Raw genomic sequence first — 25,998 nt, 5'->3', positions numbered from 1 at the left:
GAATTTGAAAGCGTACCACAAGGTTTAACGTTCATAATAAAAGTACCTTTTTCAATCCTTAATGATGTCATTGAGCTGTAAATATTGCTCAAATCATCCTTAATTCATTAATCATTGGAGAATAATAAACTATCATGGAGCCTCTTAAGTTAGGAGTAATCGGTCTTGGCACAGTTGCCTCGGGAGTTGTAGAAGTATTAGCAAAAAACCACTATGAATTATCACGTCGAATAAGCCGCACCCCTATTATTGAAAAAGTATTTGTGCGCTCACTTGATCGAGATAATCCTCACCAATTACCTCTTACCACAAATATTGATGAAGTTATTAGCAATGAGGAAATTACTGTTGTCATTGAGCTTATCGGTGGTATTGAACCCGCTTTAACCTATATTAAAACGGCTCTTAGAAATGGTAAATCTGTCATTACAGCTAATAAAGAACTAATTGCTAAACATGGCAATGAGCTCTTGACGATAGCCGATGAGAATAATGTTTTCTTACGATTTGAAGCAGCCGTTGCCGGCGGTATTCCAATCTTAAAAACACTCCGCGAAGGTCTTGCCGCTAACACGATTGATAAAGTGATGGGCATTATTAATGGCACAACAAACTATATTCTTACGGAAATGAGCGTAAAAGGCAGTAATTTTACTGATTGTTTAAAGGAAGCGCAGGCTCTCGGGTATGCTGAAGCAGACCCGACCTTCGATATCGAAGGTATTGATGCCGCGCATAAACTCTCAATATTAGCGGCCACCGCTTTTGGTACTCCCCTTCATTTTTCACAGGTTAAAACGCAAGGTATTAGTAAAATTAATGCTGTTGATATTGCTATTGGCAAAGCAGAAGGTTATATCATCAAACATTTAGGCGTTGCAGAAAAAACGATTGATGGTCTCTCTTTAACTGTTAGCCCAACCTATGTTCCACTCACACATGCTTTTGCTAATGTGAATGGCGTTCTTAATGGAATCTTTATCCAAGGCAATGCGGTTGGCGAACAATTTATGAGTGGGCGTGGTGCTGGGAGTGAAGCGACAGCATCAGCAGTTATCGCTGACCTTATCGAGATAATAAATAATCAATTACCGATATATAGCTCTCCTGCATTAGCCTTTAGGCAAAATGCACTAGTAAATTTGCCTTTTATCAATAAATCACAACTTAAGGCAAATTATTTAGTTTCTTTTGAATACACCGATAATACCGATTCTAAGCTACTCTTAAGCGATATAAAATCACTTATTGAAAAAGAGAAAATCGATGTATCAAAAATTAAACTTTACAATGAAAATCAAAGAATTATCATAATTTCTACGAAAATAGCAGAAGAAAATGTAGAAAATCTCATTAATAGTGCTATGTTAAACAAAGGTATCAAGAGCGCGAAATTTATTCCGATCGAAATGTTCTAGAAAACCCCCAGCCAAAAGCGACAGTGAAATAGAATTCTTTCAATAATAAATGAGCAGTTCTTAATCGAGAACTGTTCTTTTATGCTGAGAATAACGAAAAGATTAGATGTCTTATCAAAAAATAAGACCAATATTCATCCTACAATCATACTAAATTGGATATTGTTTACGCACATCAAATACCTCAATCTTATTAAATGATTTTGAAAAAAGAGGAGATCCTGTGAAATTAAGCGGTGCAGAAATCATCATCCACTCCTTAATCAAGGAAAATGTGGAGTGCATCTTCGGCTACCCCGGAGGTGCTGTATTACCTTTATATGATGAAATTTATAAACAAGATACAATTGAGCATGTTCTTGTCCGCCACGAACAAGCAGCAACTCATGCGGCTGATGGTTACGCAAGAACAACAGGAAAACCAGGCGTTGTTCTCGTTACTTCTGGTCCTGGGCTTACGAATGCTGTTACGGGTATTGCAACTGCTTATATGGATTCCATTCCAATGATTGTCCTCTCAGGACAAGTGGCCACAAGCCTTATTGGAAATGATGCTTTCCAAGAAGTCGATACAGTGGGAATTACCCTTCCGTGTGTCAAACATAACTTCTTAATAAAGGATGCAAAAGATCTTGCATTAACAATAAAAAAAGCCTTTTATATTGCTACTACTGGCCGTCCTGGCCCGGTCGTTATTGATCTACCAAAAGATATTACTGTTCAAGAAGCAATATTTGAATATCCTGATGAGATCACTATGCGCTCTTACAACCCAATTGTAAAAGGTCATACCAAACAGATAGCGCGGGCCTATGACTTAATTGTCAAGGCAAAACGTCCAATGGTTTATACAGGCGGTGGCGTTATTATTGGGGAAGCGCACGAAGAGTTACGTCAATTTGTAAAAGCATTAAATTTACCAATTACCAGCACACTTATGGGCTTAGGTGCTTATGAAGGTACTGATAAACAATTCCTTGGTATGCTCGGAATGCATGGTACGTACGAATCGAATATGGCGATGCATAATTGCGATGTTTTAGTGGCACTTGGTGCACGTTTTGATGACCGTATTACAGGTGTATTAGAACATTTTTGTCCTAATGCCAAAGTGATTCATGTTGATGTTGATCCCGCATCCATTGCTAAAAATGTTGCTGTCGATTTACCGATTGTTGGGCAAATTAAGCCTGTTCTTGAAGAACTCAATGCTATCCATGCAGAACGTCAAGAAAAACTTGATCAAGATGCTCTACAAGTATGGTGGAAACAGATTGACGAGTGGCGTGAAATGAAATCACTTGCTTATGAAAATAGCGATATCATCATTAAGCCACAATTTGTGATAGAAAAACTCTATGAAGTGACCGAAGGAAAAGCCATCGTTACTGCGGATGTCGGGCAGCATCAAATGTGGGCTGCGCAATATTATCAATTCGATGAGCCTCGGCAATGGTTAAACTCCGGCGGACTTGGCACTATGGGATTTGGTTTGCCGGCGGCAATGGGTGCAAAAATTGCACGTCCCGATCGTGATGTGGCATGTATTACCGGTGATGGTAGTATCCAAATGATGCTTCAAGAACTCTCAACAATGCTTCAATATGCAGCACCCGTAAAAATCATTACCTTGAATAATGGTTATCTCGGCATGGTGCGCCAATGGCAAGAGTTTTTCTTCCAAAAACGTTACTGTATGAGTTATTTTGATTCTCTTCCAGATTTTGTGAAATTGGCAGAAGCATATGGCCATAGCGGTATTCAAGTTCGTAAACCAAGTGATGTTGAACCCGCTTTGAGAGAAGCGTTCAAGCAGAAGGATAAAACGATCTTTCTCGATTTCATCACTGACCCAAGCGAAAATGTCTACCCAATGATTCCAGCAGGTAAAGGTCATCATGAGATGATTCTTGCAGGTCGTGACAAAATGGAAAACACCGTTAAAGACGGTTTAAGTCAGGTTTAAGGGAGGAGAAAAATGCCATTTAACACAGAAACTTCGCGCCACATCATCTCTATTTTGATGGAAAATGAGGCTGGTGCACTATCGAAAGTGGTTAATTTATTCTCAGCTCGCGGGTATAACATAGAAAGCCTTTGTGTTGCTCCGACTGACGATTCATCACTTTCTCGCTTAACACTCGTCACTATCGCAAACAATCATATGGTTGAGCAAATCATAAAGCAACTCAACAAGTTAATTGATGTTGTCAAACTCACAAATCTTTGCGATAGTGCTCATGTAGAACGTGAAATGATGTTGATTAAAGTACAAGCTGAAGGACAAAATCGTTCAGAACTGTTCCGGATCAATGAGATGTTCAGAGGTCGCGTCATTGACGTTACCCCACTCTCATACACAATCGAGATGACCGGAACCCAAGAGAAACTTGATGCATTTATCGTTGCAGTAAGTGAACTTGGTATTATCGAAATCGTTCGCTCTGGCGCCTTAGGGCTCGTTCGCGGGGCGAAAGGTTTAGTACTCTAAAGATGTTTCCATAATTGGATACATTATTCACTAAAATAAATATAAGTGTCGCCTCTCTAATTCAAATTGAGGAGACACTACACATAAAAAACTATAAAGGATCACAAAAATGAATGTTTATTATGATAAAGATACTGATATCTCCTTAATCAAAGGCACAACAGTTGCAATTATTGGTTATGGTTCACAAGGTCATGCTCATGCACAAAACCTTAAAGATTCTGGCGTAAATGTCATTGTCGGTCTTCGTAAAGGTGGAGCATCTTGGAATAAAGCGGTAAATGCAGGTCATAATGTTCAAGAAATTGCTGAGGCAACTAAAAATGCAGATTTTGTAATGATTCTGCTCCCAGATGAAAACCAACCAACAGTCTATCGTAACGATATCGAGCCAAATCTTAAAAAAGGCGCAACACTTGCTTTTGCACACGGTTTTAACATTCACTATAACCAGATCGTGCCTCGTGCAGATCTTGATGTTGTCATGATTGCACCCAAAGGGCCAGGCCACACAGTACGCTCTGAATTTGTGAAAGGTGGTGGCGTTCCAACACTCATCGCGGTATATCAAAATCCATCAGGTAAAGCGCGTGATATTGCTCTCTCTTATGCATCAGCAAATGGTGGTGGTAAAGCAGGTGTTATTGAAACAACATTTAGAGAAGAGACTGAAACAGATCTCTTTGGTGAACAAGCCGTTCTTTGTGGTGGTGCGGTTGAGCTTGTTAAAGCAGGATTTGAGGTTCTTACAGAAGCAGGTTATGCACCAGAAATGGCATACTTTGAGTGCTTACATGAACTAAAACTCATTGTAGACTTAATGTATGAAGGCGGGATTGCCAACATGAACTATTCGATCTCTAATAATGCTGAATACGGTGAGTATGTAACCGGTCCTGAAGTGATTACTGAAGATACTAAAGATGCAATGCGTTATGCTCTCTACCGTATTCAATCGGGTGAATATGCAAAAATGTTTATTCAAGAAGGGATGACCAACTATCCTTCAATGACTGCTTTACGTCGCTTAACGGCTGAACATCCAATTGAACAAACAGGCGCTAAACTCCGTGCTATGATGCCATGGATCACAGAAAATAGCCTTGTAGATCAATCAAAAAACTAATTTTAAAGTGCCTAAATCATTTAGGTAATCGCATTACATAATACTTTAAAAATATATCTGGATGCCTTAAGCGTTTTCTCTTAAGGCATTTTTTTCGAAATAAAATTCACAAATCTCGAAGTAAATACGCAATAAATAAAATAGGAAATCATTATGAGTAATATATGGACCCCTTCTAGTTGGAGAAACTTTCCTGCGGTACAAATACCGACATATAAAGATCAAGCGGCATTAAAATCTGTTGAAGACCGCCTCCGCAAAGCACCACCGCTTGTTTTCGCTGGTGAAGCACGATCTTTAAAGGCACAATTAGCAGAAGCGGTTTATGGAAAAGCATTCTTATTACAAGGCGGGGATTGTGCTGAAAGCTTTGCAGATTTTAGCTCGGATAATATTCGCGATACGTTCCGCGTTCTTCTTCAAATGGCAGTTACATTAACATTTGCTGCAAGTAGCCCAGTCATTAAAGTTGGCCGTATTGCTGGACAATTTGCGAAACCTCGTTCATCAGATACAGAAACAATTGAAGGTGTAACTCTACCTAGTTACCGAGGCGATGTCGTCAACGGGATCGAGTTTACTTCAGAAGCAAGAGAACCCGATCCAGAACGTCTTTGGAGAGCATATGCACAATCCGGTCTTACCTTAAATCTCCTTCGTGCATTTGCCAAAGGTGGTTATGCCGACCTTCACCGTGTACAGCGCTGGACAATGAGCTTTGTTGATAATTCGCCACAAGCAGAACGTTACATCGATTTAGCAACGCGTATTCAAGATGCTCTTAAATTTATGCAAGCGTGCGGTGTTGATCCTAACAATGCCATTATTCGTGAAACTGAATATTTTACATCTCATGAAATGCTACTCTTGGGTTATGAAGAAGCGATGACACGTACTGACTCAACAACTGGTGATTGGTACGATACATCAGCGCATATGGTTTGGATTGGTGAAAGAACTCGTCAACTCGATGGTGCACATGTTCATTTTGCTAAGGGGATTGCAAATCCAATTGGCGTTAAAGTTAGCCAAAAAATGGAAGAAGATGAATTGATTCGTCTTATTGATGCCCTCAATCCAAACAATGAGCCCGGTCGACTTACGCTTATTACACGAATGGGAGCTGATAATATCCTTGAGCACCTACCTCGATTACTTCGCGCGGTTAAACGCGAAGGACGCAATGTTGTGTGGAGCTGTGATCCTATGCATGGAAATACCATAACCGAAAATAGCTATAAAACTCGACCTTTTGATCGAGTACTCGCAGAAGTGATTGGTTTCTTTGATGCTCATAATGCAGAAGGAACACATGCCGGAGGTGTCCATTTTGAAATGACTGGAACAGATGTTACTGAATGTTTAGGTGGTGGCCAAAATATTACCTCAAATGATCTATCAAGCCGTTACCACACACATTGTGATCCAAGATTAAATGCGCAACAGAGCCTTGAATTGGCTTTCCAAATTTCTTCTAAGTTAAAAGAACATCGCGAAAAGATTCCAGCTCAAGTATAATTCTTTAGCTTACTATTGCTTTTAGATATGGTATTTTATACAACATATCAAATTTCTTAGGAGTATTGATTTGAATACGAATTACCTCGATTTTGAAGCTCCCATTTATGAACTTCAAACGAAAATTAATGAGTTGCAAAACTGGGCACAAGATGCCGATATTGATGTCACTGATAAAATTGAAGCTTTGCAAAAGAAGAAAAATGCAAAGCTTGAACAAATATTCTCAAAATTATCATCTTGGGAAGTGACACAACTTGCTCGTCACCCACTTCGTCCATATACATTAGATTACATCAATCTGATCTGTGATGATTTCCAAGAGCTCCATGGAGATCGTGCTTATGCTGATGATGCTGCTATTGTTGGTGGCTTAGCAAGAATCGATGGACGCTCAGTAATGGTCATTGGTCATCAAAAAGGCCGTGATACAAAAGAGAAAATAAAACGTAACTTTGGTATGCCTCGTCCAGAAGGTTATCGTAAAGCGCTTCGTTTAATGAAACTTGCAGAACGTTTTAATGTCCCCGTTGTGACGTTCATTGATACACCAGGCGCATACCCTGGCATCGGTGCTGAAGAGCGTGGCCAAAGTGAAGCGATTGCTCGTAACTTATTAGAAATGAGCAAATTACGTGTTCCAGTTATTTGCACTGTCACTGGTGAAGGTGGCTCTGGTGGGGCTCTTGCAATTGCTGTGGGTGATCGTGTGATGATGTTGCAATATTCTATCTATTCAGTGATTTCTCCCGAAGGTTGCGCTTCAATCCTTTGGAAAAGTGCTGAAAAAAATAAAGAAGCCGCTGAAGCAATGGGAGTCACTGCCGAGAAAAATATGAATGCAAAACTCATTGATGCAATTATTGAAGAACCAAAAGGCGGCGCACACCGTGACTATAAAGCGATGAGTGATTGTATAAAACAGGAGATCAATGATGCTCTTGATGAGCTTTCAGCGCTTAGCGTCGATGAGCTCCTCGAAAAACGCTATGAAAAAATCATGGCCTATGGTCAGTTTAAATCAAAATAGCTACTAACCTTTAGCCATAAATATTGAATAAATTTAAAAATGTATTCCCGTAAAGTATGATTATTTTACGGGAATATTTTTAAAACTTAAAAATCTAATCGTCTGATTTCATAGATTCATTCCTCAAAGTTTCCAAACACCCGATTGCACTACTCAATAATGAAAGGAGCGGTTTCACAATGGATAAACTTATTCCTTACCTTGAAAAAATTTCTCAAGCGCTCGATCGGCTCGATCCATTACTTCCCCCCTCTAAAAATACACCTATCGATTTTTCAACTCATTCAGCTTTTCGTTGGCGAAAAAGAAATTATTCGATTTATGGTTGCGTAGAACCTATTCCCTATCCCGCCACAATTCATTTTTCACAACTTACTGGGATGGATTCTCAATTACAACAAGTAAAACGTAATACAGAACAATTTTTGGCAGATTTCCCCGCTAATAATATTCTACTTACCGGAGCTCGTGGGACTGGAAAATCATCGATTGTAAAAGCTGTACTTGAAGGTTATAAGCACAACGGTCTGAAAATGATTGAAATCGAGAGTCAAGATCTTGGCGACCTACCAGAACTTTTGACCATTCTTGAAGCGCAACCCTTTCATTTTATTATTTTCTGCGATGATCTCTCCTTTGAAGAAAGTGATGCAACTTATAAACCTTTAAAAGCAGTGCTCGATGGCTCACTCTCGGCACCGGCAAAAAATGTACTTCTCTATGCTACCTCTAATCGTCGACATTTACTTTCGGAACGAATGCAGGATAATAAAGGACAATATGAGACTCAAGAAATTCATCCTTTAGAGGCAGTTGAAGAAAAGATCTCACTTTCAGAGCGATTTGGATTATGGCTACATTTTTATCCTTATTCACAAGAACAATATTTGTCCGTTGTTCGAAGCTGGCTCAAAGAATTTAATCCAGATCTAGTTTATAATGACGAAATTGCGCGTTTAGCACTCCAATTTTCACAAATACGCGGTTCACGTAGCGGACGTATTGCTTACCAGTTTGTCAAAGATTATATTGGTTCTCAGCAACTTAAAATCAACAAACAGTTAACTCCAATTGATGGATGACACAAACAGAAGGAAATAATCATGTCGACCTTTATGGCTAAAGAAATTTTAGATATCCCGAATGTCATTGAGCAACAATTACAATCCAATGCAGCGACACTAATCGAGCTTGCCGAATATCTAAAAAAAGCAAAGCCTACACAGATCATTACTCTTGGACGAGGGAGTTCATATAATGCTTCCATTTATGGAAAGTATCTTTTTGAGACAGGCTTAGGAATACCCGTATCCGTGGCAGCCCCCTCTTTAGCATCAATTTATGAGCAACCACTGATCACCGATAATGCTATTCTCATCGTGACATCCCAATCAGGCAAAAGTCCTGATCTTATTAGCTTTGCAAAAATGATGCGTCAGCAAGGGACAAAAGTCATTGGTATTATTAATGATGAAAAATCACCACTTGCCGTTGAGTGTGATTTTCTTTTTGGTATTAAAGCGGGGGAAGAAAAAAGTGTTGCCGCAACTAAAAGCTTTGTCGGCAGCCTCTCAATCTACGCATCGATTTTTGCTGCCTGGAGTGAAAATAGTCAACTTGCTGATGCATTACAAAACTTACCCTTCGTACTTGACCAAGTCGTTAACAGTGAATGGCCATCCTTTATTGAACATCTTTCACACGCTAAAGACCTTTTTGTCATTGGTCGTGGTGTTGGTCTGAGCGCAGCGGTGGAAGCTGCATTGAAATTAAAAGAGACTTGCCAAATCCACGCTGAAGGAATTTCGGCTTCTGAAATTTTTCATGGTTCAGTATCACTCATAACACCGCAATATCCCGTCATTAGTTTTGTAGGATCTGATGCATCTCGTGAATCGTGCTTAGAAATTAATAAAAAACTCGAAGGATATGGTGCCCAAGTATTTGCAATTGATCATAAAGGATCGGATGAGTTTACATTAGTAATTCCTGAAATTCATCCTCTCCTCCAACCATTAGTGCAAATTAGTGGCTACTATCGTGTTATTGAAAAATTATCGACTCATCGTGGACTCAATCCTGACGTTCCACCAAATTTAAAAAAAGTGACTGAAACGCTCTAATCCACTCACCTTATTAACCAATATAAATTTTATGGATGCTCAACTCAATGCAGTTATCGCCCCTTCGATTTACGATGGGGCGGTTTTTCATCACAATAGCGCCCTTTTGATTGATCAGAATCATGAAGTTATAGAGATTGTGGAACAATCTCAAATTCCTAATGATTTTGTACAACACCTATTTCAGGGCGTACTTCTTCCGGGATTTATTGACCTCCAAGTCAATGGTGGTGGTGGAATTTTGTTTAATGATAATCCAACAATTGATGGCTTAATTACCATTTTAAAAGCACATCAAAAACGAGGTACCGCTGCACTATTACCAACGCTTATCAGTGCTAATGATTTCACGATTAAGCAAGCCCTTTCGGCAGTCCAAAGGGCAATAGATCAAAAACTCTCTGGACTATTAGGAATCCATATTGAAGGGCCGATGATTAACCCTCTTCGTAAAGGGATCCATCACCTCCCAAATCTTCGCGTTCTGTCCGATGAAATTATTGATCAAATTTGTTATTCAAAAGAATTTATACGTCTAGTGACACTTGCTCCTGAAATGGTTTCCTTAACCTTGATAGAAAAATTAGTCAAATCAGGCGTTATTGTTTTTGCCGGACATACCGAGGCCTCTCCAACACTGCTGATGGAAGCTGTTGATGCAGGGCTATGTGGCTTTACCCACTTGTATAATGCGATGCCAGCCATGGAATCACGCAATCCTAAAACTACTGGTTTTGCCATTCAATCTAAAGAAACGTATGCATCTATTATTCATGATACGCTTCATGTTGATCCACTAATGGTAAAGCTTGCATATCAGAGTAAACCAAAAGGAAAGCTTTTTTTAGTGAGCGATGCTATGAGTTCTGTTGGTGCAAAAGACTCGATGTTTATTTTAGATGATCAAGCAATATTTCTGCGTGATGGAAAATTAATCAATGCTGATGGCACCCTTGCTGGCGCACATATTGACATGGCAACTTCAGTATTTAATTCAATTCAATTACTCGATATTCCTCTTGATGAAGCCTTCGCAATGGGGACTTCGATCCCTGAAAATATTATACAGAGTAATCAATATGGTTATCTCAAAAAAGGATATAAGGCTATTCTCAATGAATTCAAAGATGGTAAAATAAAACCGGTTATTTTCTAGATTTCATTTTTTCACAAGGCACCTTACGATGAATGGCATCATTCTCATTATTGCCTGTCTAATTGCTGGTAAAGCAGTTACTCACGCTATCACATGCAAAACCGAATTTATTTACTCTCTAAACCGCGTTGCGATTACCATAGCCCTGCCGGCGCTAATACTTGACAAGGTTCACTCCCAAGCTTTTTCTCTTGAGGCAATTTTCCCGCTTCTCTCGCCGTGGCTACTCTTTGGTCTGACGATTATTCTTATCTACCTCATCCGTGTGGTTGTGCCGATGTCTCGCGTCACAATGGGCACATTAATATTACTTGCAGGCACAGCAAATACATCCTTTGTAGGAATTCCTCTGATTTCAGCGATGATGGGTACCGAGAAATATCTTGGTATTGCACTATGGATTGACCAATCCAACTTTATTTTACTCTTTACCCTTGGTGCATTTATCGCCGACTTTTACAGTGGTGAAAGGGTATCAATCACTAAAAATCTTCGAGTATTAATCAAATATCCCCCAATCGTAGCGCTCATTTTAGCCTTTGCCCTCAAACCCTTTACTTATCCCATATTTGTAGCCTATACACTAGAATCCTTAGGAGCACTGATCACTCCGCTAACGATGATCTCCGTTGGAGCGAGTTTAACACTTCCTAAAAATAAAAAATTAGTGGGATATCTCTCTCTTGGTCTCTTTATCAAACTCATTATTTTACCATTTGCCGTACTCCTTACCCTCCTCTTTATCTATGCATCACCAAACGTTTATATTAATCAGATTATTCTAATGCAAGCAGGGATGGCGCCGATGGTTATTGCAGTCATTATTGCACTCGAAAAAGGGCTTGATGGGGAGCTTGCATCGATCATGACCGCAATCGGTATTCCACTTTCATTTATTACCGTACCACTTTTTTACTATCTAATTATTTAGTGGTCGATTTTAAAAATAGACTCAAAGTAATACTCATAAAAAAAGCGATCGTTTTTTTATAAAAGATCGCTTTTATATTTTTACAACTTCATGATTCGCTGATGTTTTATGAGGATTTCACATAATCACTATTTGTTGTGAAATTATCGAAGTCGAAAAGATCAGTATCACAGAGCTGTGAAAGCCGAATATTTTTTGTCGCTCTAAAGATGCTATCAATACGACCAGGAAATTTCGCCTCCCAGCTCTGCAATAACATCTTAATCTCTTGCCGCTGCAAACCATCTTGTGAACCACAAAGATTACATGGAATAATTGGGAAATTCATCAGTTTGGCATACATTGCAATATCCGCTTCACGGCAATAACTTAAAGGACGAATGACAATATTATCACCGTTATCACTTTGTAATTTAGGTGGCATAGCTTTCATTGTGCCACCAAAAAAGAGGTTCATCATCAATGTTTCTACTATGTCATCTTGATGATGTCCAAGCGCAATTTTATTAAATCCATTCTCCTTGGCATATGTATAGAGCGATCCTCTACGAAGCCGTGAGCAGAGACTACACATCGTTTTTCCAGCAGGAATTTTCTCCGTCACGATAGAATAAGTATCTTGTTCGATAATATGGAAATCAACGCCAAGGTCTGTTAGATATCCAGGAAGAATATGCTCTGGAAAACCAGGTTGCTTTTGATCTAAATTCACAGCCATAATCTCAAAAGAGATCGGGGCATGCTTTTGAAGAATTTGTAAAATTGACAAGAGTGTATAGGAATCTTTTCCACCGGAAAGACAGACCATAATACGATCACCCTCTTCAATCATCTTATAGTCCATGATCGCTCGGCCAACCTGATGCCGAAGATTCTTTTCAAGTTTAGTGAGTGCTTGTTGTTGCTCTTTTGTTAATTCCACTGTTGTTCCTCTATTTGCAATATCCTAGCCTAGATTGAATCACCCTAGGAGAGCGAGTATTCTACCAAAAAGAAAAGCTACCTTCATAGTGAAGATAGCTTTTGATCTATATGAAATCTTAACGATAATTAAGAGACAATATCAACTTTAGGTGGATTACTCATATCAAGTGATGCAGGATCATCATCATGTTTTTTATCTAAGCCGCGAATTGGACGACCTTCCATAATATCTTCCACTTGGTCTGCATCGATTGTTTCAATATCGAGGAGAACTTCTGCCATTTTATGAAGTTTATCAATATCATCATTTAAAACTTTTTCAGCGCGCGCATAGTTACGATCGATAATTGCACGAATCTCTAAATCGATCTGATGAGCAGTCTCATCAGAAACTCCGGCGGGATTGCCACTTTGACCACCTAAATAGGAGTTGTTGCTATCTGCGTAAGTTCTAAAGCCCATTTTTTCAGATAAGCCCCATTCAGTAACCATTTTTTTCGCCATTGATGTCGCGTGTTGAATATCACTTGCTGCGCCCGTAGTCACTGAGTCGTAACCAAAAATCAACTCTTCAGCAATCCGACCACCGAATATCATCGCCATCTTATTTTCGAGCCATTTACGAGGGACACTCACATGATCACGTTCAGGAAGCGTCATTGTTACCCCCAAAGCACGTCCGCGTGGAATAATTGTCACTTTATAAACCGGATCTGATTTCAAACGATAACCAATAATTGCATGCCCTGCTTCATGATACGCGGTTAATTTTTTATCATCATCTGTCATCTGCATTGAATTACGAGCAGCCCCCATCATGATCTTATCTTTGGCTTCTTCAAGATCATAAAGATAGACTTCATTCTGATTTTTACGTGCTGCAAAAAGTGCTGCTTCATTAACAAGATTTGCCAAATCCGCACCAGAAAATCCAGGCGTACCACGTGCAATTTGTTCAATATCAACATCCGCATTTGTTGGGACCTTACGAAGATGTACTTTTAGGATCTCGATACGACCTTTAACATCTGGCAAAGGAACAACTACTTGTCTGTCAAAACGACCAGGACGAAGAAGTGCTGGGTCCAATACATCTGGTCGGTTTGTTGCTGCAATAATAATAATCCCTTGATTATCACTAAAACCATCCATCTCAACCAATAATTGGTTTAATGTCTGTTCACGCTCATCGTGACCACCACCCATTCCTGAACCACGGTGACGACCAACTGCATCAATCTCATCGATAAAGATAATACATGGCGCATGTTTCTTGGCTTGCTCAAACATATCACGAACACGTGATGCACCAACCCCAACAAACATTTCCATAAAGTCAGAACCTGAAATTGTGAAAAATGGTACTTTTGCTTCACCGGCAATTGCTTTTGCCAGTAATGTTTTACCCGTTCCTGGAGAACCAACCATCAAGATCCCACGTGGAATTTTACCGCCAAGTTTTTGAAAGCGCCCTGGATTACGTAAGAAGTCAACAATCTCTCCAACTTCCTGTTTTGCTTCCTCTGCCCCTGCAACGTCTGCAAATGTTGTTTTAATTTGATCTTGAGTCAGCATTTTTGCTTTAGATTTACCAAAACTCATTGGACCACCTTTTCCACCGCCACCTGATTGACGCATCATGAAAAGGAAGAATCCTAAAAGAAGAAGGATTGGTAAAAGATTTAAAAATACCGAAAGGAATAATCCTTGAGTACGTAAGGATTTCCCTGTGAAACGAACATTATGATCCACTAGACTTTGTACAAGTGGGCCATTATTTGTTTCAGGATTATACGTTGAAAAACGAACATTATCAGTAGTCACACCTTCAATGTTGGCACTATTTGTACCACTCATTTGAACTTCGCGAATTTGTCCACTTTCAACTTGTTTCAAGAATTCTGAATAGGGGATCTCTCTTCCCCCGCTTCCGCCAAAACCTTGGAATAGCATAAAGACAAAAATCCCTATCCCAAGCCATAAAGCTATATCTCTTCCTTTGTACTTCAAAAGATTAACCTCGATTTTATAGTTTAAATCAATTGTAAAATATAAGTAATTTTGGCATTTATGCTACTCAAAAGAGTAGTGATAACTGCTTATTTTAATCATTCTTACTTACGCATTTATTTACCTAAAAGCCATATAGAAGTCTAACATGCTTTAAGGCTTATAGATCATAATCTGTGGTTTTTTTTCTATTTTTCAAGAATTGATCCACAAATTTTTATTCTTTTTTCATCTAGCAATACCACATTTACAGATATATAGCTATTGTGTAGTGCCTTTAAAGCCCTTTGCCAAAAGATATATCTCTGCACTTCTCGCTCTAGAAGCTTTCGGCTTGCGTGTTACCACTTTAGTAAAATTTTGTTGAAGAGCCTTATAATACTCCTGAAATCCTTGCCCTTGGAATATTTTCAAAAGGTAGTCACCACCTGGTTTTAAATTACTCTGAATAAAATCCAGCGCTAACTCTAATAAATACATCGTTTTTGGCTGATCAACCCCTTTAATACCACTCATATTGGGAGCCATGTCTGATAAAACCACATCAACTAAACGACCATCTAATGCTTTTAATAACGATTCAAGAACTTCATCATCACGGAAATCTCCTTGAATAAATTCAACGCCGGCAAGAGGGTCTATCGGTAGCAGATCTAGTCCGATCACCTTACCATTATGACCCACTCGATGCATTGCATATTGTGACCAACTTCCAGGAGCGGCACCTAAATCCACAACTGTCATTCCTGGTTTAAAGAGCTTATCTTTTTCATCAATCTCTTCAATTTTATATATTGCTCGAGAACGCCAGCCCTCTTTTTTAGAACGAATCACAAATTCATCATCCATATGCTCTTTTAACCAGCGTGTACTACTTGCGCTACGTTTTTTTGCCATAGTCTATTTTCTGTATTGTTTTTAATTAGAGTATTATTATACATCAGTCCTTATTAATTAAGGACTGATGTTGAAATGAATTCTTTTTATCGTTTCAATTATAGATCATCTTTTGACTGCCTCTCTAATGGCTCGGTAATCAACATTTTATCAGGCTCTTCTTGTTCTAAAGGTGGTTCTTTCGCTCTCTTAGCCTGTTCTATTTTAGCATTAATCATATGGTATTGAAGAAGGATTGATCGTCCCCTGCCTATAAGATAAAGCCCCCCTGCTACACCAAAAAAAAGTAATACAGCAAATTCTGCTCCCGGTGAGAGATGCATATAATCAACGATAAGCAACAAAACAAGACCGGCAAAAAACATTCCAAATGCAAGGGCTTTCAGACTTTTAAAAAGATGACGGAGTTGTTCGTTATGTGATACGCTAACGTTTTTATTCTGAGAACTATTTTCACTATTCATGACACAAATTAAACTCACAAATGACCATATAAAATTTCTGAAAGCAAAAGCTCATCATTTAGACCCTGTCTTAATTTTAGGGGATAAAGGACTTACTGAAAGCTTTATCGAAGAAACGAAAAAAGCACTATCGCATCATGAGCTTATTAAAATCAAGCTTGCTGGACGTGATCGTGATGAAAGAGAGTCTATCACAAACGAGCTTGTCACGGCACTTAATGCAACATTAATTCAGAAAATTGGGGCGATGATTATTATTTTCAAACGTAATCATGAAGAACCTAAAATTTTCTTTAATTTTAAATAATAAAAGATTACCTTCACCGGTGCTTATAGATAAATTTCAGTGACATACTCATAAAAAGACCACCTATAAAGGTGGTCTTTTGTATAACTGCGAAAATTGATTTCATCAACCTCTATTAACTCTTATGCATCAATCGATTAAGGCGTGCCACAAATTCTGAAGGGTTATCAAGCTGAGCACCTTCTAATAACAATGCTTCTTCATACACCAACATTGCAATATCTTCTTTTGCTGAATCATCTTTGCAAGATGCCAGCTCTTGTAGAAGAGGATGCTGAGGATTAATCTCTAGCCATGGCTTCATCGTTGGTACATCATGCCCTGCTTCTCGCAACATTTTTTCAAAGTGACCACTTAGCGCATGTTCATTGCGGACTAATACCGATGCTGAATTTGTGAGACGTTTAGAAATTTTCACACTCTCAACGCGATCACCTAATACATTTTGCACTGTATCAATTAAAGATTGATCACTATCGGAGACTTTTTCGTCTGCTTTCTCCTCTTCTTTTGTGTCAGAATCGAGTTTTACATCCCCTTTAGCGACGTTGACCATTTCCGTACCGTCAAATTCATTAAGGAAGCCGGTCATCCAATCATCAATCACGTCCGTCATCAGAAGGACTTCGATTCCTTTTGCCTTGAAGATTTCCAAATGCGGACTATTCTTTGCGGTGTTCAAAGAATCTGCCGTGATGTAGTAAATTTTATCTTGTCCTTCTTGCATACGCTCTTTGTATTCTTTCAGTGATACAATCTCTTCATCTGTCACTGTTGAAGCAAAACGAAGAAGTCCTGCTACTTTTTCACGATTTGAAAAATCTTCACCAAGCCCTTCTTTCAAGACGCGCCCAAATTGTTTCCAGAAAATACTATATTTTTCTGCATCTTGACTTAAAGAATCGAGCATTGTTAACGAGCGCCGTGTTAAACCTTGCCGAATGGTATCGATTGTTTTTGAGTTTTGTAAAATTTCACGAGAAATATTAAGCGGCAGATCTTGTGTATCGACAACGCCTTGAATAAAACGTAAATATCGAGGAATTAATTTATCCGAACCCTCCATGATAAAGACACGCTGTACATAAAGATCAATACCATATTTTACTTCTTGATCCCATAATCCTCTGGGAGCCACTGCCGGAACATAAAGAAGTGATGTATAGGACGTATTCCCTTCTACACGATTATGACTCCAAGCAAGCGGTGCTTCAAAATCATGTGTTAATTCTTTATAAAAATCGATGTATTCTTCATCTTTAATTTCTGAGCGTTCACGTTGCCACAGCGATTCTGCGCTATTAATTTGCTCTACTACATGTTCTATTTTAGATTCTGAATCATCTTCACCCTCTTTTGCCGGAACAGGGCGATCAACAGTGAGCATAATTGGATATGCAATATGATCAGAATATTTCTTGACGATATCACGAATTGACCACTCATTTAGAAGATCGACATCTTCATCACGCATATGGAGAATGACTGTTGTACCGGCAGTTTTTTTGGTGGTATCAACAAGCGTAAACTCTCCTTGCCCTTCTGAACGCCAATGTGTTGCGTTATCTTCTTTTGTGCCAGCCTTACGGGTGATAAGTTCGATCTCTTTTGCCACAATGAAAGCGGAATAAAATCCAACACCAAATTGGCCAATCAATTGAGATGCATTTTTTTGGTCTTCTTCGAGTCTTTCTAAAAAAGCTTTTGTTCCTGACTTTGCAATTGTTCCAATATTTTCGATAACATCTTCACGAGTCATTCCGATACCGTTATCTTCAATCGTCAAAGTCTTGGCATCTTTATCGAAAGCAATGTGAATTGCAGGGTTACCTTGCCCCTCAATAAGCGAGGTATCTGTTAGGCCTTCAAAGCGACGTTTATCAAGCGCATCAGATGCGTTTGAGATTAATTCACGTAAGAAAATCTCACGATTTGAGTAGAGTGAATGAATCATTAAATTTAAAAGTTGATTCACTTCCGTTTGAAACTGCATTGTTTCTGCTTGTCTCTTATTAGACATAATGATTAACTCCTTGCTACATGTATCAATTATTAAGACACTTCACAACATCTATAAAATAACTATTTGCATGTTGCTATGGCCTCTTATAAATCAAATTTTCTTTTTGAAAGATAGTGATTAATTTCCTTATTTCAAGAACAAAATCAGGACATCATTGCCTAAAAATCATCCTATACATCTAGAAAATCAATATCCTCAAAATATAAAGCCCTCATAATAGGGCTTTAAGAATATATTCTCTGTTAAAATCAATTTTCTAGTTTAGCGTTGCCAATATCTTCCTTGGAATATCCCACCCATATTTATTAGTGGCTATTAAAGCTGATTTTTGCAATAAACGGGGGAGGCTATTATAAAATGACTCAGCATTTTTACCGACTCGAATACTCATCCCAAAGACTAGATCACCGTAGAGATTCACTTCTCGATAATTAGCATTTATCGCTTCTACCAAGGGCTCTAGCTCTCTATTTTTCGCAACCTCTTCCGAAATTGCGTCTTTTAAATGAGCTATAATGCGCTCAATATCATCTGTTTTATGATCATGGGATAATGTAAATTGCGTACTCTGCGTATAGCCATTCGAGATATTTTTAAAATGTTTTCCCGCAAATTCCGCTGTACCATATTCGATTACAGCACCATAGTTATCTAAAAACACTGTCTCCGGTGTTTGCCGCGTTATGGTCGCATAAATTCCATCAATAATAACCGTATCACCCGTTTCTGTTGGATACAAAGCTTCATCATTATCAACATCACGTGAAATCATATTTTCTAAACAATCGATATTCAAACGAATACGTCCATTGTCAAGTAATGGATTAATTAAAAATACCGAATAGAGATTAATATGTTCTATTTCCCATGGAATACCATCATATATAACGCGTTCACCTTCCCGTGCTAACCCCATATTTAAAAAAGTTCTTAAGCGTTTAAAGTAAGCAGGAATCGAATTACGAAAGCTGATAAGCATTGCTAGGATAATTAAAATTGCAAAGCCAAAAAGCACCATATCACCAGAAGAATGCAATACCACCAATAATGCAGTAAAAGCAATAATAAAGGAGAATAATTCATACAGAAGCAACATTAAGCGCCATGCCAATCGTGTACTATGGATATGCCCACCAGCTTGTAGTTTTCGCTCATGTCTTTGCACAATCTTGCGTAAAATCCATGAAAATAAATACAGTAACCCAAAAAAAAGACCTAAACTAATAAAAAGGGTTTTCCCTTCATGACTGATAAAATCCCAAGTACCATGCGTAAGTCTCTGAAAAAAACTTCCTTCCTTCTCTATTTCTTTATATTGCAGATTGATTAACTCGAGTTGGTTCGCGTAATATGCGCGCTTAATCCCCCAGCTATTTTTAATCTTATTTAATTGATTAATAGAAGATGTAGAAAGCTCCGCTTCATTAATTTCATCTAAATGTAACAGCGCTTCATCAATCGAAAGAAGGTTTTGTTGCAGTTCCGAACGAGTCGTCCGTATAAAATCACGTTTACGTTGTGACTCTGTTAAATTTTGTAGTGAACTAAAAACAGGTTGAACAATCTTGATCAACTCTTTTTGCCAATCATAATGAAGAATCTCTTCCTCTTCATTATCAGATACATCATATAGCTCAACTTCAAGCCCACCTAACGCTGTTTTTTCGAACATTTTTTCAAAATTTCGTTTCTGCTGATCAAGTTGCGTTAAAGCTAGTTCTAAACTTTCACGATGTTCAGGATCATGATCGAATTTTAACTCTTCAATCACTTTAGTCCGCTTAGCATTTACATCATCGAGATTACTACGTATCTGATTTAGTGATAAAGTAGTCTCTTCAACACTTTTCTTACCTTGCTGAGCTTTCCCTATTGATGAAAGTAAAAAAATACTCATAAATAGAATTAATAAAGTACTCAATACCTTATAAGAAAGAACTGTCCGTTGAATCGCCATTAATCTGTTTTCACTCCATCTCTATTTATTTTTTAAATAATTGTAAATAACAAAATGATTTATGTAAACATGATTATATTTAAGGGATATTTTCAACTGTTAATGCTTGGGAATATTAAGATTTTCTTTTATCTCAGAAAGCACGTTATTTTTTTCATCAATAAACTGAAATGTAATAAAAATTACAAGTAAAATGAGTATCAATCGAATAATAAGTTTAAAAATTATACGAACTACCCCACGAACAATGCGTAAGAGTAAGCCAAGTCCGCTAACTGCTAATAGAATTAAACAGATATAGATAAATTGCTGATCCATTTGAATCCTTTAAGTCAATCATTTTTAAAATCGGTAGAAAGGCGAAATTGCATCATCTTTTGCGGCTAAAATCGTTTCTACAAATGCTTGCAATACAGGGCTCACCTCCTCATTTGCACGGTAAATAAAAGTTGTAGTAATTTCACTAAATTTTGCTGGCAATTCATGACAATGAATCAGACCATTTTTTTCATAGTGCTGCACCGCAGAATAAGGTACAAACGCAATACCCAAACCCGAAATCACACTTCCTAAAGTTGTCTCTAAAGTTCCTAATTCCATATGTTTCGTCACTTGATAATTTGATGCTTTCAGCCATTCATTAAATTTTGCCCGATAACCACAACCATCGCTAAAACTTAGAAGTGGCATCTCTAACAGAGTGCTTAAATCATTCACCTTGTGATCAGCAATTAATACAAGTTTTTCCTCAAAAACATCGAGCTCTTGTAATTCCGGATGACTTGTTAGACGACTTTTTGTTACAAATGCTCCATCGAGCTGATAATTAAGAACTTTATCCCGTAACTCTGTTGTGACGCCGGTCGCTAATCGTAAATCTACATAGGCATATTGTTTATTAAATTTTGACAAAATAAGCGGAAGCTTAATAACCGTTTCAACTGATGCAATTTCTAATTTTCCAACTGGCTTGCCATTTGCATTCGCTATCTGCATCATTTGATCAGATAGTTCAATAATTTTATAAGCAATATCAATTAACACTTTCCCTTCAGGTGTTAATTGCATTCCCTGCTTACTTCGAAAAAAAAGCGATACATTCAGATCCTCTTCCAATTTTTGAATTCGAGAACTAACATTTGACTGCACATAGTTCAGAGCTTTTGCTGCATGACTGATAGAACCAAGTTCAGCGACTTTTGTGAAAATCCTTAAATCACGACCATTCATTTGCTGATTCCTAAATAATTATATTTTGATATCAATATACTACAAACATCACTAAAAATGATCGATATCAGTAAAATAAATCATTTTACAAGATGTTTAAGGCAGATTAAAGTATCTCAAATATTCGCTAGAATCATCTACAAATAGTAAGTTTTCCCAAATTTTTTGAACATAGGATGAAATACAGTATTTCATTCACCTTTTTTGTGAGCATACAAAATAGGCGTAATAGATGAATAAATTCATTAGTTTGGGAAGAGAAGTTCTTTATGCAAGAGGGATATAGAGTCAAGGCGAATACAACGATAATAAAAAGAGGGGAATATAATTTAATGAGTAGTCGAAAAAATATCTATCTAGGTGCATTCTTACTAATTGTTGCGAGTGCCTCATGGGGTGCGATGTTCCCGGTTGCAGCTGAGATCTTTAAAGTAATGAATCCCTACTACTTTACATTACTGCGTTATTTACCTGTGGCTGTTATCCTCGCTTTACTATTACTTATTAAAGAAGGCGCTTCCGCCTTTAGAACCGAAGGTCACACCTTGATGATTTGGTTTTTCGGTACAATGGGCTTCACTGTTTATAATCTTTTAATGTTCATTGGGCAAGATCAATTAGGTGATCCTGGTGTTTTAATTGCATCTATTATGGAAGCTTCCGTGCCAGTCATCTCAGCAATGGTTATGTGGGCTTATTATCGAGCACGTCCCAGCAATTTCACTCTTATGACTATTATTGTTGCCTTTTTTGGCGTTATACTCGTTGTCACAAATGGAAACTTTGCCACCATATTTTCAGGTGGACGATTAATTCCTTTTATTATTCTTTTTCTTGCAGCCTTAGGCTGGGCACTATATACCATTGGTGGATCACGCGTCCCAGAATGGTCCGTCTTACGTTACTCAACGTTAAGTATTCTATATGGTATGGGTACAACTATCATCGTGGTGGCTATTGGAACACTTATGGGCAAAATTACCGTTCCTTCAATTTCAGAGATTAGTTCGGTCAAATACCATCTACTTTTTATGATACTTTTCCCAGGACTTTTTGCTCTGCTTGGCTGGAATAAAGGCGTACAGATACTCTCGCCGATCAATGCTGTACTATTTATCAACTTTGCCCCGGTCACTACCATCATTATTCGGGTTGTTCAAGGACATAACGTCTATTTCTTTGAGTTACTCGGCGTATTTATTGTTTGTAGCATGATTGTTGCGAATAACCTTCATAATCGGCATCTACATCGACAAGCATTACGCGATAAAATTCATCAAGAGGCACATCATCTAGATGATGATATCCTCGATACTAGTGAACAATCGAGTTAACTAATAATAGAATTACTGAAAGAGCGATTAAGGAACTTTCGATAATCGCTCTCTTTTTAGCTATAATTTTCTACTCTAGCGAGTAAACAAAATTTAACTATACGATTATTTAAAATACGTTGGGTATTGCTCAACTACATTAACTAAGAGCTGTAATCCGTAGCGTAATCCACGTTCATCAATACCAAATTTCGGATGATGATGGGGGAAATTAAAATCTAGCGCTTCATTCCCACCACCAACAAAAACAAATGTTGAAGGAACAATTTTTGAAAAAGCACTAAAATCCTCGCCACCTAGCATACATTTTTCAGTAATGACCGTTGTCTCTTCCATATTCTCCGCAATATCACGAACAAATGCTGTTTTTTCAGGATTATTATCGGTAATACCATAACCAACAGTGTAATCAACCTCACAAGTAGCGCCATATTCAGCACAAGTCGATTCAGCTAGTTTTCTAATATTTTCAATAAATAACGAACGAGTTTCATCACTTGTAGAACGTACAGAACCTCCAAGTAAACAACTATCAGGAATCACATTCAAAGCTTCAGATCGCCCTGCCTGGAAAACTGTATTACTAATCACACCCGGTGCATGAGGCGATTTCATCCGCGAAACAATAGTTTGGAATTTTTGAATAATCATCGAACCAATAATAATCGGATCAATCGTTGCTTCTGGTTGGGATGCGTGGCCACCCTTTCCTTGAATTTTAATCACATATGTATCGGAGTTTGAACTAGCCGGTCCTTCTTTAATATCAACAGTCCCAACCGGCAACCCCGACCAGATATGTTGTCCATAAATAAAATCTAGTTCATTAAATAATCCCGTCTTCACCATCTCTTGAGCGCCTCCAGGAAGAAGCTCTTCAGCGTGTTGGAAGATGGCCCACACTTCACCAGTTAGTTGGTCAAAATGATCATTAAAATAATGGCATGCTGTCATTAACATTGATGTGTGAATATCATGACCACATGCATGCATTACACCTCGATTTTTCGACTGAAATGATAGCTCCGTACGTTCTTCTAAAATCGCCAACGCATCCATATCTGCTCGCAAACCGATTTTCGGACCGGGTTTACCTGTTTTAAATTTTACTAAAACACTCGTACCTACCGGACGAATAATCTCAGCATGTGAAAGCATTGCCATTTTTTCAACAATATATTTCGCTGTTTCAAATTCTTGAAATGAAAGTTCGGGATGCGCATGAAGATGGCGACGATACTCTAACATCTGTGCTTCGTACGGTGCTAAGTCTTTTTGTGTTACGAGTTCCATATTGCTCCTTTTATCGTTAATCACAAGGCTAAGAAATTTTGATCACTTTGCGCTTTTTATTGAATACATAATTTAGAATAACCATTTAGAAATATTTTTGCTCAAGAAAAATCGGCCCTCCAGGTCCAACTGGCAAGCCTGTCCAATACCATAAAAGAACAAAAACTGTCCACACAATACCTAGTGCTAATGTATAGGGAAAAAGATTGGATAAGAGCGTGCCTAGCCCCATATCTTTATCATACTTTTTCGCAAATGTAAGCAAAAGTGGTAGATAGGCCATCATCGGTGTAACGGGGTTAGTAATAGAATCTCCAATTCTATAAAGAATTTGAGTAAATGCTGGGTGATAACCTAAAAATAAGAACATAGGCACAAAAATAGGTGCTAATAGCGCCCACTTTGCAGATGCACTACCGATGAAAATATTAATAATACTTGTGATAAAGATGAAGCCAACAATCAATACCACACCACTTTGATTTTCAAGTAAAGAAGCGCCTTTTATCGCAATAATCAACCCCAAATTACTCCATGCAAAAAGTGCAATCATTTGAGCTGAGAAAAAGACAATCACAATAAATGGTCCCATTCCCGCCATCGATTTGTTAATCATCTCAACAATATCTTTCGATGACTTTGCTTGCTTAGTAATTGCTGCATAGACTAAACCTGGAATAAAAAATATAACTGCAATCACAATGGCAACACCTTGTATCAGCGGCCCATCAATCAGACTTCCCGTTTCTGGATTACGCAAAAAACTTGAGGGAGGAATTGAGAGAATCGCAATGGTCAAAAAAACTAATACAATAGATATATTAGCCCATTTAAGTCCCTTTAATTCTAATGACGTTAAATCTACAATAGGTTCTTGTTCCCCAAAAGGCTGATAAGGACCGAGTCTTGGAATAATAACCTTATGTGTTACAAACAGAATTACAAAGAGTAATAAAAACATTGATACGGTCATGAAATACCAGTTCATTGCAATGTTTACTGGGACATCGATATTGATCGTTTTAAGACCTGCTTCAGTAAATGAAAGCGCTAAGGCATCCGCCATTCCCAATATTGCATTAGCCGCAAAAGCACCTAATGCCGCAGCATATGCCATTACCAGCCCCGCAATTGGGTGATAGCCTAATCGCAAAAAAATCATCGCTGCCAGTGGTGGTACAACAATTTGAGATGCATCGCCGGCAACGGTACCGAGCATCGCCACAAGAATAATTACCGGCATAATTAACTTAGATGGTGCTTTTTCAACAGTAGAGATCATTAATGCTTTAAAGTAACCACTATGCTCTGACACACCTATTCCAAACATCACTACTAAAACCACACCAAGCGCTGGAAAACTAGTAAAGTTTGAAGTCGCTTGGGTTAATATTCGTGTTATGCCATCGATTGTTAAAAGATTAATTACATGCACAGATTCTTTTGTGACGGGATTATAAGCTGTTACATTTAATCCACTTAAGATTGCAGAAGCCACAACCGTAATAATACAAAGCGCTATAAAAATCATCACAGGATCGGGCAGTTTATTACCCCAATGCTCAATTCGATTTAAAAAGCGCACAAACAAGCTCGACCGCATAGTATCCGTTGCCATATCAACTCCTTTAGTATTTTATTTTTATTATCTATTGATAGAGTTCAATCATTATTATCATTGTCTATTAAACCTACTCATTAGATATATCAGATATCAAACTGAAATTTAAACAAAATTATTATAATATTTTTCACACAAATTCTAT

At 38.0% G+C, this 25,998-nt stretch carries 22 protein-coding genes; 12 read left to right on the top strand and 10 right to left on the bottom strand.

The window, feature by feature from the left end; all coding sequences use genetic code 11:
• Positions 1-134: 134 nt before the first annotated feature.
• The 10 genes from ACPF7B_RS01730 (at position 135) to ACPF7B_RS01685 (ending at position 11,793) form a co-directional block, all read left to right on the top strand.
• A complete protein-coding gene (locus tag ACPF7B_RS01730) occupies positions 135-1,418 on the top strand; it encodes a homoserine dehydrogenase (RefSeq protein ID WP_490505916.1) in 1,284 nt (427 codons plus the stop codon).
• 223 nt (positions 1,419-1,641) lie between these two features.
• A complete protein-coding gene (gene ilvB, locus ACPF7B_RS01725) occupies positions 1,642-3,384 on the top strand; it encodes a biosynthetic-type acetolactate synthase large subunit (RefSeq protein WP_490505915.1) in 1,743 nt (580 codons plus the stop codon).
• A 12-nt stretch (positions 3,385-3,396) separates the two neighbouring features.
• A complete protein-coding gene (gene ilvN / locus ACPF7B_RS01720; protein WP_490505914.1) occupies positions 3,397-3,909 on the top strand; it encodes an acetolactate synthase small subunit in 513 nt (170 codons plus the stop codon).
• A gap of 109 nt (positions 3,910-4,018) precedes the next feature.
• Positions 4,019-5,035: a ketol-acid reductoisomerase gene (ilvC, locus tag ACPF7B_RS01715; protein ID WP_490505913.1), complete on the top strand. Its 1,017-nt coding sequence runs from the start codon at positions 4,019-4,021 to the stop codon at positions 5,033-5,035.
• 153 nt (positions 5,036-5,188) lie between these two features.
• A complete protein-coding gene (locus tag ACPF7B_RS01710; RefSeq protein ID WP_490505912.1) occupies positions 5,189-6,553 on the top strand; it encodes a class II 3-deoxy-7-phosphoheptulonate synthase in 1,365 nt (454 codons plus the stop codon).
• A 70-nt stretch (positions 6,554-6,623) separates the two neighbouring features.
• Entirely contained in the window at positions 6,624-7,583 is a 960-nt protein-coding gene (gene accA, locus ACPF7B_RS01705; protein ID WP_490505911.1) for an acetyl-CoA carboxylase carboxyl transferase subunit alpha, read from the top strand.
• Positions 7,584-7,762: 179 nt separating this feature from the next.
• A complete protein-coding gene (locus ACPF7B_RS01700) occupies positions 7,763-8,665 on the top strand; it encodes an ATP-binding protein (RefSeq protein ID WP_490505910.1) in 903 nt (300 codons plus the stop codon).
• A gap of 21 nt (positions 8,666-8,686) precedes the next feature.
• On the top strand, positions 8,687-9,706 hold the full coding sequence (locus ACPF7B_RS01695; RefSeq protein ID WP_490505909.1) for an SIS domain-containing protein: 1,020 nt from the start codon (positions 8,687-8,689) through the stop codon (positions 9,704-9,706).
• A 31-nt stretch (positions 9,707-9,737) separates the two neighbouring features.
• Complete coding sequence (gene nagA / locus ACPF7B_RS01690; protein ID WP_490505908.1) at positions 9,738-10,862, top strand: N-acetylglucosamine-6-phosphate deacetylase; 1,125 nt, start codon at positions 9,738-9,740, stop codon at positions 10,860-10,862.
• Between the two features lie 28 nt (positions 10,863-10,890).
• On the top strand, positions 10,891-11,793 hold the full coding sequence (locus ACPF7B_RS01685; RefSeq protein WP_490505907.1) for an AEC family transporter: 903 nt from the start codon (positions 10,891-10,893) through the stop codon (positions 11,791-11,793).
• A 106-nt stretch (positions 11,794-11,899) separates the two neighbouring features.
• Here ACPF7B_RS01685 and ttcA read toward each other — a convergent pair whose 3' ends face one another.
• The 4 genes from ttcA to ACPF7B_RS01665 all read right to left on the bottom strand — a co-directional run bounded on the left by ttcA (position 11,900) and on the right by ACPF7B_RS01665 (position 16,088).
• Positions 11,900-12,715, bottom strand: coding sequence for a tRNA 2-thiocytidine(32) synthetase TtcA (gene ttcA / locus ACPF7B_RS01680; protein ID WP_490505906.1), 816 nt, complete (start codon positions 12,713-12,715; stop codon positions 11,900-11,902).
• 128 nt (positions 12,716-12,843) lie between these two features.
• The gene (gene ftsH, locus ACPF7B_RS01675) at positions 12,844-14,727 is read right to left on the bottom strand and encodes an ATP-dependent zinc metalloprotease FtsH (RefSeq protein ID WP_490505905.1); all 1,884 of its coding nucleotides are present in this window, start codon (positions 14,725-14,727) and stop codon (positions 12,844-12,846) included.
• Between the two features lie 261 nt (positions 14,728-14,988).
• Complete coding sequence (gene rlmE / locus ACPF7B_RS01670; RefSeq protein WP_490505904.1) at positions 14,989-15,624, bottom strand: 23S rRNA (uridine(2552)-2'-O)-methyltransferase RlmE; 636 nt, start codon at positions 15,622-15,624, stop codon at positions 14,989-14,991.
• 98 nt (positions 15,625-15,722) lie between these two features.
• Positions 15,723-16,088 carry a hypothetical protein gene (locus ACPF7B_RS01665; RefSeq protein ID WP_490505903.1) on the bottom strand — a complete coding sequence of 122 codons (366 nt, stop codon included), beginning with the start codon at positions 16,086-16,088 and terminating at the stop codon, positions 15,723-15,725.
• On the opposite strand from ACPF7B_RS01665, the gene yhbY reads away from it, so the two are divergent.
• A complete protein-coding gene (yhbY, locus tag ACPF7B_RS01660; protein WP_490505902.1) occupies positions 16,087-16,395 on the top strand; it encodes a ribosome assembly RNA-binding protein YhbY in 309 nt (102 codons plus the stop codon). The two genes, ACPF7B_RS01665 and yhbY, sit on opposite strands and share 2 nt — an antisense overlap.
• A 115-nt stretch (positions 16,396-16,510) precedes the next feature.
• On the opposite strand, the gene htpG is transcribed toward yhbY, so the two are convergent.
• The 4 genes from htpG to ACPF7B_RS01640 form a co-directional block, all read right to left on the bottom strand.
• Positions 16,511-18,415 carry a molecular chaperone HtpG gene (htpG, locus tag ACPF7B_RS01655; RefSeq protein ID WP_490505901.1) on the bottom strand — a complete coding sequence of 635 codons (1,905 nt, stop codon included), beginning with the start codon at positions 18,413-18,415 and terminating at the stop codon, positions 16,511-16,513.
• Between the two features lie 259 nt (positions 18,416-18,674).
• Positions 18,675-20,375 carry a hypothetical protein gene (locus tag ACPF7B_RS01650; protein WP_490505900.1) on the bottom strand — a complete coding sequence of 567 codons (1,701 nt, stop codon included), beginning with the start codon at positions 20,373-20,375 and terminating at the stop codon, positions 18,675-18,677.
• Between the two features lie 99 nt (positions 20,376-20,474).
• Complete coding sequence (locus ACPF7B_RS01645) at positions 20,475-20,693, bottom strand: hypothetical protein (RefSeq protein WP_490505899.1); 219 nt, start codon at positions 20,691-20,693, stop codon at positions 20,475-20,477.
• Between the two features lie 24 nt (positions 20,694-20,717).
• Entirely contained in the window at positions 20,718-21,605 is an 888-nt protein-coding gene (locus tag ACPF7B_RS01640) for a LysR family transcriptional regulator (protein WP_490505898.1), read from the bottom strand.
• A gap of 332 nt (positions 21,606-21,937) precedes the next feature.
• Between ACPF7B_RS01640 and ACPF7B_RS01635 the strand changes: the two genes are divergently transcribed.
• Positions 21,938-22,939 carry a DMT family transporter gene (locus ACPF7B_RS01635; RefSeq protein WP_490505897.1) on the top strand — a complete coding sequence of 334 codons (1,002 nt, stop codon included), beginning with the start codon at positions 21,938-21,940 and terminating at the stop codon, positions 22,937-22,939.
• A gap of 105 nt (positions 22,940-23,044) precedes the next feature.
• Here the strand turns inward: ACPF7B_RS01635 and ACPF7B_RS01630 are convergent, their stop codons facing one another.
• Together ACPF7B_RS01630 and ACPF7B_RS01625 are read right to left on the bottom strand one after the other, a co-directional pair.
• Complete coding sequence (locus ACPF7B_RS01630; RefSeq protein WP_490505896.1) at positions 23,045-24,232, bottom strand: M20 metallopeptidase family protein; 1,188 nt, start codon at positions 24,230-24,232, stop codon at positions 23,045-23,047.
• A gap of 85 nt (positions 24,233-24,317) precedes the next feature.
• Positions 24,318-25,850, bottom strand: a complete 1,533-nt coding sequence (locus ACPF7B_RS01625; RefSeq protein ID WP_490505895.1) for an AbgT family transporter — start codon at positions 25,848-25,850, stop codon at positions 24,318-24,320.
• Positions 25,851-25,998 lie beyond the last annotated feature (148 nt).

The sequence above is a fragment of the Ignatzschineria sp. 22MB058224 genome (assembly GCF_058188435.1).
Note: the sequence above shows the minus strand (reverse complement) of the source record. Positions and strands in the feature narration are given on the sequence as shown.